Annotated in this window: 11 protein-coding genes; 4 read left to right on the top strand and 7 right to left on the bottom strand. The window is 66.6% G+C overall.

Annotation, left to right across the window (positions count from 1 at the left end):
• The 3 genes from BMZ97_RS08115 (at position 1) to BMZ97_RS08105 (ending at position 3,256) form a co-directional block, all read left to right on the top strand.
• On the top strand, positions 1 to 1,257 hold the full coding sequence (locus BMZ97_RS08115; RefSeq protein ID WP_092167362.1) for a coiled-coil domain-containing protein: 1,257 nt from the start codon (positions 1 to 3) through the stop codon (positions 1,255 to 1,257).
• Positions 1,258 to 1,451: 194 nt separating this feature from the next.
• Entirely contained in the window at positions 1,452 to 2,396 is a 945-nt protein-coding gene (locus BMZ97_RS08110; RefSeq protein WP_244546302.1) for a sugar kinase, read from the top strand.
• Complete coding sequence (locus BMZ97_RS08105; protein ID WP_092167359.1) at positions 2,396 to 3,256, top strand: TIGR01459 family HAD-type hydrolase; 861 nt, start codon at positions 2,396 to 2,398, stop codon at positions 3,254 to 3,256. The genes BMZ97_RS08110 and BMZ97_RS08105 overlap by 1 nt, the downstream gene beginning before the upstream one ends.
• Before the next feature lie 12 nt (positions 3,257 to 3,268).
• Here the strand turns inward: BMZ97_RS08105 and BMZ97_RS08100 are convergent, their stop codons facing one another.
• From BMZ97_RS08100 to ribA, 4 genes are all read right to left on the bottom strand, one after another.
• The gene (locus BMZ97_RS08100; RefSeq protein WP_092168774.1) at positions 3,269 to 4,798 is read right to left on the bottom strand and encodes an MFS transporter; all 1,530 of its coding nucleotides are present in this window, start codon (positions 4,796 to 4,798) and stop codon (positions 3,269 to 3,271) included.
• A gap of 500 nt (positions 4,799 to 5,298) precedes the next feature.
• Positions 5,299 to 5,748 carry a hypothetical protein gene (locus BMZ97_RS30650; protein ID WP_139221175.1) on the bottom strand — a complete coding sequence of 150 codons (450 nt, stop codon included), beginning with the start codon at positions 5,746 to 5,748 and terminating at the stop codon, positions 5,299 to 5,301.
• 76 nt (positions 5,749 to 5,824) lie between these two features.
• Complete coding sequence (locus BMZ97_RS08095; RefSeq protein ID WP_092167358.1) at positions 5,825 to 8,194, bottom strand: glycosyltransferase family protein; 2,370 nt, start codon at positions 8,192 to 8,194, stop codon at positions 5,825 to 5,827.
• A gap of 31 nt (positions 8,195 to 8,225) precedes the next feature.
• Positions 8,226 to 9,353 carry a GTP cyclohydrolase II RibA gene (ribA, locus tag BMZ97_RS08090; protein WP_092167356.1) on the bottom strand — a complete coding sequence of 376 codons (1,128 nt, stop codon included), beginning with the start codon at positions 9,351 to 9,353 and terminating at the stop codon, positions 8,226 to 8,228.
• 270 nt (positions 9,354 to 9,623) lie between these two features.
• On the opposite strand from ribA, the gene BMZ97_RS08085 reads away from it, so the two are divergent.
• Entirely contained in the window at positions 9,624 to 10,208 is a 585-nt protein-coding gene (locus BMZ97_RS08085; protein WP_244546301.1) for a cytochrome b, read from the top strand.
• A 122-nt stretch (positions 10,209 to 10,330) separates the two neighbouring features.
• On the opposite strand, the gene BMZ97_RS08080 is transcribed toward BMZ97_RS08085, so the two are convergent.
• Genes BMZ97_RS08080 through BMZ97_RS08070 form a run of 3 tightly spaced genes read right to left on the bottom strand, consistent with a single transcriptional unit; the run spans position 10,331 to position 12,620 of the window.
• On the bottom strand, positions 10,331 to 11,173 hold the full coding sequence (locus BMZ97_RS08080; RefSeq protein WP_092167355.1) for a class I SAM-dependent methyltransferase: 843 nt from the start codon (positions 11,171 to 11,173) through the stop codon (positions 10,331 to 10,333).
• Positions 11,173 to 12,222: a glycosyltransferase family 4 protein gene (locus tag BMZ97_RS08075; RefSeq protein WP_092167353.1), complete on the bottom strand. Its 1,050-nt coding sequence runs from the start codon at positions 12,220 to 12,222 to the stop codon at positions 11,173 to 11,175. The genes BMZ97_RS08080 and BMZ97_RS08075 overlap by 1 nt, the downstream gene beginning before the upstream one ends.
• Positions 12,219 to 12,620, bottom strand: coding sequence for a 6-pyruvoyl trahydropterin synthase family protein (locus BMZ97_RS08070; RefSeq protein ID WP_092167351.1), 402 nt, complete (start codon positions 12,618 to 12,620; stop codon positions 12,219 to 12,221). Before BMZ97_RS08070 ends, BMZ97_RS08075 begins: the two co-directional genes overlap by 4 nt.
• Positions 12,621 to 12,632: the final 12 nt, after the last annotated feature.

The following is a 12,632-nucleotide window of genomic DNA, read 5'->3' as shown; positions in this document are numbered from 1 at the left end:
TTGATCGAAGCCGTCATGCTCGTGATGCTCGGCTTTCTGTCGGCGACGCTTTTGGCGTTGGCGGTGGTCCCGGCTTTGGCGCGCCGCGCCGACAGGCTGGCGCGCAAGCGGGCCGAGGCGGCGTTTCCTCTGTCGCTTGCCGAGATCGCTGCCGACCGCGACCATTTGCGGGCGGAACTCGCCCTGCGCGCGCGGGGGCTGGAGCAGCAGGCCGAGCGAGGCTTTGCCGCCAAGGCGGCGGCGATGCAGGATATCGGCCGGCGCGATATGACGATCAGCCAGCTCGAACGCGATCTGCGCGCCGGTGAGGCGCGGATCGCCGATCTTGAGGCGGATCTGACCGCGACGCGCGGCAAGCTCGTGGAGACGCAAGGCAGTTTCGCCGCCGAGACCGCGAGCCATGTGGAGACGGGCAAGCTGCTGGACAAGCGCGTCGCGGACCTCGCCGCCCTCGAACGCAGCCTCGCTGAGTCGCGCATGGCGCTGACCGGCACTAGCGCCGATCTATCTGCGCGCGGCGCCGAGCTCGACCAGGAGCGCGCCACCCTGGGCCGGGTTCAGGCGCTGCTGAGCGAGCGCGATGCGGAACTCGCCGCGCTGCGAGCGCAGAGCGACGTGCTGCAAGCCTCGCAGCTCAAGCATCAGACGCAAATGCTGGTGCTGGAAGGCCAATCCGTCGAGCTGTCGAGCCGTCTTGCGGCTGCCGAGCAGGGGCTCGCTGTGGCCAGGACCGCGCTCTCGGCGATGACGGTTGATCGCGACAGCGAAAGGCTGCGCGCCGACACTTTGTCTACGCGCGCGGCTCAAGCTGAAGCCGGGCTGGCGGCGGCGGATGCTGCGAGCGCTGCGGCCGCAGTCGAGACCCGCCGCATCCAAGGTTTGCTGAAGCAGGAGGCCGAGGCGCTCGCTTTGCAGATGCAGGCGCGTGAGGCGGCCGAGCAGCTCGCCGAGGAGGTGAAGGTCGCGAGGCTCGGCGCGGACCATAAGCTCAAGCAGGAAAATGAGACCTTGCGCGGGTATTTGCGTGAGCGCGAGCAGCGCCTCGAGACGCTGCATGCCGAGATCCAGACCTTGCAGGGCGCGCTGATGCAGGCGCGGACCGAACGCGGCGTCCCGAAGCGCGAGGACGCGAAACCGGCCGCGCCGGTCGCATCCGCCGCCGTGCCGACCGGCGGCAAGACCGCGCTCCGGAGCGACATCATGAAGGTCACTGGGCGCTTGAAGACCAGGCGGCAGAAGCAGGAAGCCGCCGAATAGATCCGGCGCCGGAGCCGGCATGGCTTCGTCAGGTCTGGCTTCGAAAAACAGGCTTCTGCTTCTCGGTCCGCGGCTCGCACCAAAGAGTGAGAGCAGGATCAACGCAAAAAACCGGTTTCCCCTTTTTCGCATCCTGCTCTAGGAAAGCGCGCCCGCGCATCCCTGCAAGACCCCTGTCCGAAATGGTTTCTGCCGTGACCGAACCCAAGATCGATCTGCTTTGCATCGGCGAACCGCTGGGCGAGTTCAACGCGACTCGCGGCGAGCCTGGCGCCTTCCAGTTCGGCCATGGCGGCGACACCTCCAACTGCGCCGTCGCAGCGGCCCGCCAGGGCGCTTCGGTCGCCTATGCGGGCGCGCTCGGCGACGACAGCGCCGGCCGCTCCCTGCGCGGTCTGTGGCAGCGCGAGGGCGTAGATGATCGCCATGTCTCGACGCATCCAAGCGCGCCGACCGGGCTTTATTTCGTCGACCATGGGCCAAGCGGCCATGTCTTCTCCTATCTGCGGGCGGGCTCCGCCGCGAGCCTCTACGGGCCGCGCGACCTGCCGCGCGACCTGATCCGCTCCGCGCGCATCGTCCAGGCCTCCGGCATCAGCCAGGCGATCTCGGCGAGCGCCTGCGATGCGGTGTTCGAGGCCTTCGCGACCGCGCGCGAGGCTGGCGTGCTGACCGCGTACGACACCAATCTGCGCCTCAAGCTCTGGCCGTTGACGCGGGCGCGCGCGATCATCCACGCCGCCTGTGCGATGTCCGACATCGTGCTGCCGGGGCTGGACGATGCGATCCAGCTCACGGGCCTGAATTCTCCCGACGCCATCGTCGATTTCTATCTTGGTCTCGGCGCACGGGTGGTGGCGCTGACGCTCGGCCATGAGGGCTCGCTGGTGGCGACGCCTGTCCGGCGCGAGCGTTTGGTGCCGATCAAGGTCGATGCCATCGACGCGACCGGAGCAGGCGATTGCTATGACGGCGCTTTCCTGTCGGAATATATCCGCACCGGCGACGCCTTCGCGGCCGGGGCTTACGCCAATGTCGCCGCTGCGCTCTCGACGCAGGGCTATGGTGCAGTCGCGCCGCTACCCCGTCGGGCCGATGTCGAAGCGCGGATGGCGCTCGAGGCGAAGGCTGCACAGTGATGGGCGTTCCGGTTCTGACCGAGGCGGGCGCGCTGCTCGCCCGCTACGATGTGCTGATCAGCGATGTCTGGGGCGTAGTTCATGACGGCGTCTGGGCGCTGCAGCCGGCCTGCGACGCCTTGATCCGCTTCCGCGAGGCGGGCGGGGCGGTGGTGCTGCTCTCGAATGCGCCGGGCCCTTCGCAACAGGTCGCCGGCGTGCTCGACAAGAAGCGCGTGCCGCGCCAGGCCTGGGACCGGTTGGTCACCTCGGGCGACGTGACGAAGGCGCTGATCGCTGGGAGCCATCACCATAAGGTCTTCCATATCGGCTGGCATGACGACCGCTCGATTTTCGAAGATGCCGACATCGTCCTGGTCGGGGAGGAGGAGGCCGATCTCGTCGTCGCCACCGAGCTCAATGATTACCGTACCGAGACGCCGGAGCAGTACCGCCCGCAGCTCGCGCGCTTTGCCGCGCGCGGCGTGCCCTTCATCTGCGGCAATCCCGATCTCGTCGTCCATGTCGGCCATGACCTGCTGCCCTGCGCCGGGGCACTGGCGACGATCTATGAGGAGCTCGGCGGCAAGGTCGCCTGGGCCGGCAAGCCGCACCGGCCGGCCTATGACCTCGCGCTGGAAGCCGCCCGCGCAGCGCGCGGCGGTCGTGCGGTCGATCCCGCCAAGGTGCTCGTCATCGGCGATGCGGTGCGTACCGATCTTGCCGGGGCGCGCATGATGGGCTTCGACAGCCTGTTCATCGCCGGAGGCATCCATCGCGACGAGGCGATGCGTGGTGGCGAAGTCGACCCGGCCGGCCTTGCCAAGGTGCTCGCCGGACTGCCTGTCCAGCCAAGGGCAGCGATGGGCGCGCTGGGTTGAGCCTGGTGCGTTTTAGTGCGGCTCTCCCGGATGGGCGTCGCGCAGCACCGTCAGCGTGACGGCGATGCAGAACAGCATGCCAGCGACCGACAGGATGGCCGATGCGTGGAAGCCGGCCATGAAGGCCGCGCTCGCCTGCGCCAGAATCGGTCCCGCTTGATCGGGGGTGAGTTTGGCCGCGAGGGCGAGCGCCCCGCCCAGCGTCGCCCGCGCCGGGGCGAGTGCGTCTGCACTGACGCCGGTCACCGCTATATCCGTCATGCGGCTGCGATAGAGCGCGGCGCCAAGGCTGCCGAGCACGGCGATACCGAGCGCGCCGCCGAGCTCCGCGCTGGTCTCCGACATGGCGGAGGCCGCGCCCGTCCGTTCCGGGGGCGCGGATCCGACGACGATTCCGGTTGTCAGGGTGATCACAGGCGTGAAGCCGACCGAGAAGACCACCGATGCCGCGACGATCTGGACGAGATCGGGCGCGAAGACGAGCCAGATGAAGCCAAGCGCGGAGACTGCCAGGCCGCTTGCCATCAGCGTCGCGGGTTTGCAGCGGGCGGCGAGCGCGGGCGTCACGAAGGAGGCGAGCGTGAAGGCTATCGCCGAGGGCAAGGACCAGAGGCCGGCCTGCAGCGGCGTCAGGCCGGCGACGAGCTGGAAATACTGCGCCAGGAAGATGAAGCTGCCGAACATGAACAGGATGCTGGCGAGGTTGATCGCCAGCGCAGCGCTGAAGGCGGGGATGCGGAACATGGCGAGCTCGATCATCGGGTCGGCCAGCCCAGCCTGTCGCCGCAGGAAGACCCAGGCGAGGCTAAGCCCCGCCAGGATCGCCACCGCGGCCAGCGGCCCGAAGCCGAACTCGGCCCAGTGCTTGATGCCGTAGATCAGCCCGAGCACCGCTGCCAGCGAGAGCAGCGCGCTGAGGATATCGATGCGTCCGGCATTCGGCGCCCGGTATTCCGGCAGCAGAACGGGGCCGATGACCAGCAGCAGGAGCATCGGTGGCACGGCGATGAGGAACACCGAGCCCCACCAGAAATACTCGATCAGCAAACCGCCGACGACTGGGCCGATGATGGCCCCGGCGGAGAAACTCGCGATCCACATCGATATCGCGAAGGTCCGTTCCTTCTCGTCGGTGAACATCACGGCGATGAGCGAGAGGGTGGAGGGGGCCAGCGTTGCGCCGGCGATGCCGAGCACGGCGCGCATCGTGATCAGCATCTCGACACTGTTCGAGAAGGCGGCGATGGTTGAGGCCAGGCCGAAGAACGCCGCGCCGAGCATCAGCAAACGGCGGCGGCCGATGCGGTCGCCGAGCGTACCCATGGTCATCAGGAAGCCCGCGACCATGAAGCCGTAAATGTCGATGATCCAGAGGAGCTGGCTCGCGCTGGGCTTCAGCTCGCGTGTCAGCGTCGGCACTGCAAGGTTCAGCACCGTCAGATCCATCGAGTAGATCATGCAGGGCAGGGCGATCGCGATCAGGCCAAGCCATTCGCGGCGCGTCGCCTTTCTGCCGCCCTGCGGCGAGGGTGCCGAAGTCATCATGCTCTCGCAGTCGTTCTTTCCGGGGCGGGCCTTCTGCCACGAGCGTGCGGCCGAAGCTGGCAGGAGACGGTGTATCGGCTCGTCCCCGCGACGAGACTGCCAGCCCGCCTTCGAGCAGGCCTGAACGCGAAGCGCAATCGTTATGGTGAGGCGAGCGGTTCGGCCTGATAGGCCCGCTGCAGCAGTTCCAGGAAGGAGGGCGCTTCGGGGAGGGGCATGGAGCCTCGCTTCACCCCTGTAGCTTTGTCCGCTCCGCGCGCAGCCGCTTGCCGATATCTTCGAACAGACCTTCGAACGGCCTGAATACGAAGCGCACCGTCGAGCAACCGGAGGCATCCATCGCGACGAGAAGGTGCGGAGTGCAGAGGTTGATCCCGCCGGGCCGGATGCTGTGCTTGCGGGGTTGCCGACACTGCCGGTCGCGACGGTAAGAAGGATAATTAGATACAATAGGAAATTAAATCAATTGACCAGCTTTGCCGTCGCTCTAGCCGCTCTTAGCGCATGTTTTGTATCAATTTTCCATGTGCCAGTGAATGTGTGGCTTCTAAAAAACCAGGATTATTCTGAGATGCTAATTTAATTGCTCGATCTACGTCGTTCGAAAGATTGTCGGAATATTCGAAGAATCCGACGCATTCCGAATCAAATTTAACCGCCCTCTGTATCGCATATCGTATATTTTCTGCGCTCTCTTCCGGATGGGATGTCTTAGTTCTATCAAATGTTAGCCCGAAATGAGCGTTCCGGCGTTCAAAAAATATTTGTGCAGCGATTTTTGACGCAACGCGAATAAAGTCGCGTTCGTTGTTGACGACTTGCTTTGCGCGCGGGAGGTCAGAATTTTCTTCTTGATCAATTTCGAATTTGTATATCCAGAGCAAGAAGGCTGCGTCGAGCAGCGGTAGCTTTGAAGCTCGTTCAATAAGCTCGGCTCTCGTTGGCATTTGTATTCTCGACTGCGGGTCTCAAATGTACATTGAGCATAGCGCTTGCCAATAGGGCGCACGGTGGTGCAGGAGCCTATCCCAGCCGCTCTGCGCTCCGCGCTGCCTTCAGCCGCTTGCCGATATCCTCGAACAGCCCTTCGAACGGCCTGAATACGAAGCGCACCGTCGAGCGGCCGGGCGGCACCGCGACGGCGCGGAACAGGACATTGGCGCGCAGCAATTCGGCCGGCTTGCCGTCGATCTCGACCTGCCACCAATGATGCCAGACATCGTTGAGCACGACGAAGCCGCCGCGCGGCGCATCGACCCTCAGCGACACCTCGGTGGTGCCGTAATCGGTGATGATGACCGAGCCGGGCTGGGCCGGGCCGGTCGGGACGGGCGGCGGGGCGCGGTCGAGCAGCACGCTCGTCTTCGGATCGAAGCCCTGCGGCCATTGCCCGCTCGTCAGGATCACGTCGAAATCGGCCTTCTGCGCCTGGGTGACGAGCAGCACGCGCGGTAGCGCGCGCGGGTTCTCATAGACATAAGCGTCCTTGGTCCGGGCGATCTGGGTGAGGTCGCCGGGCTTCAGGCGCTTGTCGATCTGCTCGACGGGAACGCCGGTCGCGATGAAGCGCAGGCCCAGCATGTCGGCGAGCAGCGAGCGATAGCCCGGCATCAGCGGGGAAAATTGGCGCTGCTCGGGCAGGGCGACATGATCCTCGGCCCCGGTCGCCTTGCTGTAGAGGCCAAGCCTGAGCGGGTTGTAGCCCAGCGTGTTGTCGAGCTCGTGCACGAGGCTGGCATTGGGCCAGTGAAAGCCGATGCCGGCGAGCTCGATGCGGTCGCGTCGGTCGGGTGCGGCGGTGCGGGCGGTCTCGCGCTTGAGCAGGGCGATCGTCTCGTTCTTGCTGTCGGCGCGCAGCACCTCATAGCTCTGCGAGGGCAGGGCGGTCGATTCGCTGGGGCCGTTATTGACGGAGAGATCGACGGTCAGCGTCGCGGCCAGCACGATCGCCGCCGCCAGCCCCGAGCCGCGCAGGCTCAATCCGCGCGCCGCAACCAGCGCGCCCAGGCTGAGCACGGCGCAGAGCAGCGCGGTGAGCAGTGGCACCGCCGCGACGGGCAGCCGGCCGACCGTCCAGGCAAGCCAGAGTGCCAGGCCAAGTGCCCCAAGGACAATCGCGGCCTCGATGGCATAGTGCCAGGGCCGGGGGCGCGGCGCAGTGTCGGTCATGACGAGATGGGTGAGGTAGCCGCCGAGCAGCGCGAGAAGCGCGCCGAGAATGAAAAGCGCATCGGCCGGCCGCCGGTAGAAATCGACGCCGGGCAGTTCGAACAGCAGGCGGAAGCCCGGCGTGTAGCGGCCGAGTGCATAGATCAGCACGATCGCGGCGGCTGCGCTCAGCGCGATGATTTCGCGCCGCAGCAGCGCCCCGCGCACGATTCCCACGGTGAGGATCAGCAGCATCGGCAGGAGGCCGAGATAGAGCTGGCTCATATTGCGCGCGAGATAGAGATCGAGCGGGCCGAAGCGCGCCTCGAAGGCCGGGCTCGGCGCGCCCCAGAAATTCTCCAGCGGGCCGGCTGCGCCGTAGAGATTGGCGAAAAGGGCTGTGAGCAGCGCGGCTGGATGCAGCGAGCCCTTGCCCGCCCCGATCAGATCGATCTCAGGCCGGTTGGATTCCTGGGCGAAGAAGGCGGTGAGCAGGATCGGCACGGTCGCGACCAGGGTGGCGCCGAGGACGCCGGCCATGAGTGGCCACAGGCTCGCGCGCAGCGCCCGCCCGGGATGGCGCGCCATGGCGATCGCTGCGACGACGAGTCCGACCAGCACATAGACGCCGATCAGCGCGACCTGGTCGCGCCCCAGCACCATGAAGCCGGCCATGACGCCCGCCGCGAAACCGTAAAGCGCCGAACCGCGTTCCAGCGCACGCGCGACCAGCAGCAGCGTGATCGCGAAATAGCCGAGGCTCAGCACCTGCCCGACATGCTGGATGCGCCAGGCTGCCGAGGCGCCGAAGGCGAAGGCGAGTGCGGCGACGACCGCGCCTGCCGGGTGCCAGTCGCGGTCCCGGAAGAGCAGGACGATGGCGAATGCGCCGGCTAGCAGCGTGCCGAGCACGGCGCCGTCGCTCCAGCGGAAATCGGGCGTCGGGTTCAGCGCCGCGATCAGGGCGAAGGAGGGCGAGAAGATCAGCGATTGCGGGTCGGCGACCTGCGGCGAACCGGAAAAGACATAAGGCGTCCAGAACGGCGAGAGCCCCTTGTGCCAGGCGCTCGCCAGGAACTGGAGCTGCGGGTGAAAATGCGCCTTGGCGTCCCAGGGGATCGTGACTGCGCCCGAGAGCCATGGCCAGGACAAGGCAAACCAGGCCAGCGCCACGATGCAAAACACGCTGGCGAGCGGCCAGCGTGCGCGGGGAAGCGAGGTATGGTCGAGCGCGGGCTCGGACATCGGTCGACTCTGCCCGGAGTTACGGCCGCGATCAATCCTTCGGCGCGGCCCGCGCCATCAGCGCGTCCATGTCGATGATGTGGCCGGCACGATCGCGCTTCGAGGCGAGATAGCGGACATTGTGGATATTGGGGCGGCCGAGCACGCGCTGGGTCGCTGCGACCTCGAGCCCCGCCGCCTTGATGGCGCCGACCTTGAGCGGGTTGTTGGTCAGGGCGGTGACCCGGGTCACGCCGAGCTGCTTCAGCATCGTCGCCGCGAAATCGTAATGGCGCTGGTCGAGGTCGAAGCCGAGGACCTCATCGGCGTCATAGGTGTCCCAGCCCTGGCTCTGCAGCTTGTAGGCGCGCATCTTGTTGGAGATGCCGTTCCCGCGGCCCTCCTGGTCGAGATAGAGCAGGATGCCGCCATCGTTCTGCGCCATCCACTGGACGGTTTCGCGGAGTTGGTCGCCGCAATCGCATTTCAGCGAGCCGAACAAGTCGCCGGTCAGGCAGGCCGAATGCAGCCGCACAGGGACCGCCTCGGCGAGGTCGGGCTCGCCGACGATGATTGCGACCTGATCGCGCAGGCCTTCGCCCCCGCGGAACACGACGAATTCGGTTTCGGGAGCGCCCTCCAGTGGAACGGGCGCGCGGCCGACGATGGTGAGCGAGGCGGCCTGCGCGGCGCGATAGGCGTTCACGGCCTCGACCGAAACCTCGATCAACGGCTCGCCGGAAACGGCCTCGGTGCTGACCGGCACGAGGATGACAGCCGGCAGCACAAGCGCCAGGCGGGCGAGCTCGAGCGCGACATTGTCGACCTCGGAGGCGGGAGCGACGGGCGCATCGACCTTGCCGTCGGTCTTGAGGGCGAGCGTCTCGATGCGGTCCAGATCGATCCGGGGCATTGCGAGCACGCCGGTTTCACTGCGGCCCTTCGCGCCCAGGCGGCGTAGCCGGGCGGCGCTCAGGACGAGATGGGCATGGCCTTTCGCGAGCTCGTCGAGGCGCTGGACCAGCACGGCGTCGGCAAGTTCGGCGGAGAGGGCCAAGGCCAGACGCTCGCCGGCGCGCAGCAGCACGGGGCGGCCGGCGCGGAATTCCGAGATCGCGCGATCGACGGCCACCAGGCTCGTCTCATGCGGGCGTCCGAAGAGCGTACGCGACTTGGGCATCGGGATTGTATCCGTCAGATTGCGCCGGTGATCGGCAGTGAAGTGTAGCTTCTACGGGCGAAAGGTCGATATGGATGCGACCGCATGGCCGTCTCACCAAACCCGCCGACTGCGATGGGGGTTCCCGCCGCCGGCATTATCTCTTCGCCCGACCCCGCAGCCATTCAATCTCATGACGTTGCCCATGACGTCACCAATGACGTTGCGTATAGGGTTGCGACGTTGAACATGAGATGAATGCGAAGGCATCGACCCGGCCCGGAGAGTTGCATGACGCAAGATCACGACCTGTTCGCGACCATGGCTGCGCCACCGCCCACATATAGTGCAGCCGCGCGCCATTTCCATTGGGCTACGGCTGCGGCCGTGCTCGTCATGCTGCCGCTCGGTTTCGCGATGAGCTATCGCGGCAATACGCTGGATATCTGGGACGGGCTGACCGATGCCCTGTTCAGCGCGCATAAGCTGATCGGCTTCCTGCTGATCTGGCTCGTTGCCGGGCGGCTGGCCTACCGGCTGCTGCGTGGCGCTCCGCCTGACGAGCCCAGCCTGCTCTGGTGGCAGAAGGCGGCTTCGCATCTGGTGCACTGGCTGCTCTACGGGCTGCTGTTGATCGTACCGCTGCTCGGCTGGATCGGTGTCTCGCTCTATCCGTCGCTGACGCTCTTCGGCCTGTTCGACCTGCCGCGACTGGCGGCGCCCGACCAGCCGCTGGCGGAGAATGTGCTGCGCGTCCATAGCAAGCTCGCCATCCTGACGGCGTTGCTCGTCGGCGCGCATATCGCGGCCGCGCTTTACCACCATCTGATCCGCAAGGACGGGGTCCTGCGCCGGATGCTGCCTGGGCTGCGGTAGAGCATTGCGCGAAAAAGTGGGTACCGGTTTTCGCGGGAGCAATGCTCTAAACTCCAGGAATCGATCACGTTTTTTGCATTCGGACGATGCCGTCCGAATGCAAAAAACGTGATCTAGGGGCTTCAGACCGGGCGCGCCCAGAGATCATTGTGCCCGATCTGGCCGGAGGCCGCCTCTGTCGTGCGGGCGCCGAGCCAGTCCGCGACGATGCCGGCCTCGACATGGCCAGTCTCCAGAACGGCAGCGGCGATGCCTTGTGTCAGGGCCTTGGCTAGGTCGCGCTGCCCCGCATCGATGGTCCAGGCGCTATCGCCGGTCGAGACCGCGAAGCCGGATTTGCGGAAGGCTTCCGCCATGATCTCCGTGGCGTCGGGGCCGACCGCCGGGCCGAAGCCCTTGTCGGTGCGCTGGTGATGCGCGAAGGCGGCGAGCATCCTGGCGTCGGCCTCATGGGGTGGCTGCCATTTCTCGCGCCCATCATAGGTCAGCACGGTGTAGAGCGGCAGGCGCTGGCTCGCGAGCGCCGCGACGAAGCGCTCGATCCAGCGTTTCGAGGTCAGGTCGAACAGGGCGGCGGCGGTGACGAGATCGGGCTGCCAGCCGAGAACCCATTCCAGGTCCTTCATCAGGTCGGCCTGGCGGAAATCGACCGTGATCGACTTGCCGCCCTTGGCGAGGACGAGTTCCTCGCCTTGTTCGCGCGCCTCGTCGGCCCAGAGCCCGAGCGTTTCACGCGCGGCGTCGAGCAGGCGCTGGTCGAAATCCACCAGCGTCCAGTGCTGGCGCGCGGGCAAGGCGGAGAAGGCGCCGCGCAGATTGGAGCCGGCGCCGCAGCCGAGATCGACGATCGAAATCGAGGTCTTGGGCGAAAAATGCGCGCCGACGGCTGCGAGCAATTCAGGATTGCGCGCCGCATGGTCGGCCGGCTCGCGCAGCGCCAGCCATTCGGGGGAGAAACCACCCATCACATCACCTTCCGGCAGGTTTGCGCGACGATTGTCGCGGTGTCGCGCCAGCGCGGTAAATCGTCAGCCGCCGCCCAGGCCGCATTCGCCATGCCTTCGCGAAGCGCACGATCGTCGATGAGCTTGCCTAGCACCTCAGTGAAGGCAGCGATATCGCCGGGCGGAACCTTGAGCGCGGCGGCATTCGGCGCGGTCTCGGCGGCTGCTCCGCCGGTCGTGCACAGGATCGGCAGAGCGCGTGCCAGCGCCTCGGTCAGAACCATGCCGTAGCCCTCAAACAGGGAAGGCATGACGAAAAGGTCGGCTTTGTCGTAGGCCTCGGCCAAAGTACTCGCATCCACGGCTCCGGCCAGAAAGATGCGGTCCTCGAGCCCGACCGCCTCGATCTGGGCTTGGAGTGCGCGGGCCGTATCGGGTGCGCGGTCGGCCGCGCCGATGATCGTCAGCTGCCAGTTCCGGTCCTTGAGATCGGCAAGGGCGGCGACGAGCACGTCGTATCCCTTGCGCGGGACGAGCGAGCCGACGGCGAGCAGGGCAAGCGGGCCGCCGTCGCGGCTGCCGCTGGCGCGGGGCGCGCGATCAACGCCGGGCGGCGCGACGGTGATCCTGTTCTCGGCGAGGCCGAAATCGGCGACCAGGATGCGTTTAGTCGCCGGGCTGGTCGCGATGACGGCGCTGGCATGGCGCAAGGCGGCGGCTTCGCCCGCCAGCAGCGCACTCGCCCGCTCTGGACTGAGCCCGGTCTCCAGCCCGAGCGGGTGATGGACGAGCGCGACGACGCGGCCGGCGAGGCCCGCGGCGATGCTCTCGGGGAAGGCGCCATAGGCCAGGCCGTCGATCAGCAGGGCGGTATCGAAGGGCTGCGACAGGATCAATCGCCCGGTCTCGGCGAGGTCACCAGGCGTCGGGTTCGGGAAGGAGGAGGGGAGGGCGAGGTGGCGCGCCGCGATGCCCATCTCGCGCCATTCGGCGAGCAGCCGGCGGTCATAGCCATAGCCGCCGGTCGGCAGATCGATGTCGCCGGGTACGGCGAGAACGATGCCGCTCACGCGAGCGCGCCCTCATAGCTAGCGCGCGCCAGATCGGTCTCGTGCAGCGTCACCTTGATGCGGGAAAGGCCGGCTCCGTCCTCGCCGAGCGCGCCGGATGCCGCGGCTTGCGCCATTGCGTCGAAGATGTGCTTGCAGAGGAATTCGGTCGTGGTCAGCACGCCCGCAAATTGCGGCAGCGCGTCGAGATTTTGGTAGTTCAGCGGCTTCAGCGTCCTGTTCAGCACCTCGAGCGCGGCTCCGATGTCGACGACGACATTGTGCCGCGTCAGTCGCTCGCGGAAGAAGGCTACATCCACGATAAAGGTCGCGCCGTGCATGTTCCGGGCCGGGCCGAAGAACGGATCGGGCAGCGAATGGCCGATCATGATGCGGTCGCGGACTTCGACGGAAAACATGGGCACGGCTCC

The organism is Allobosea sp. OK403 (assembly GCF_900113835.1).
Classification (GTDB): domain Bacteria; phylum Pseudomonadota; class Alphaproteobacteria; order Rhizobiales; family Beijerinckiaceae; genus Allobosea.
Note: the sequence above shows the minus strand (reverse complement) of the source record. Positions and strands in the feature narration are given on the sequence as shown.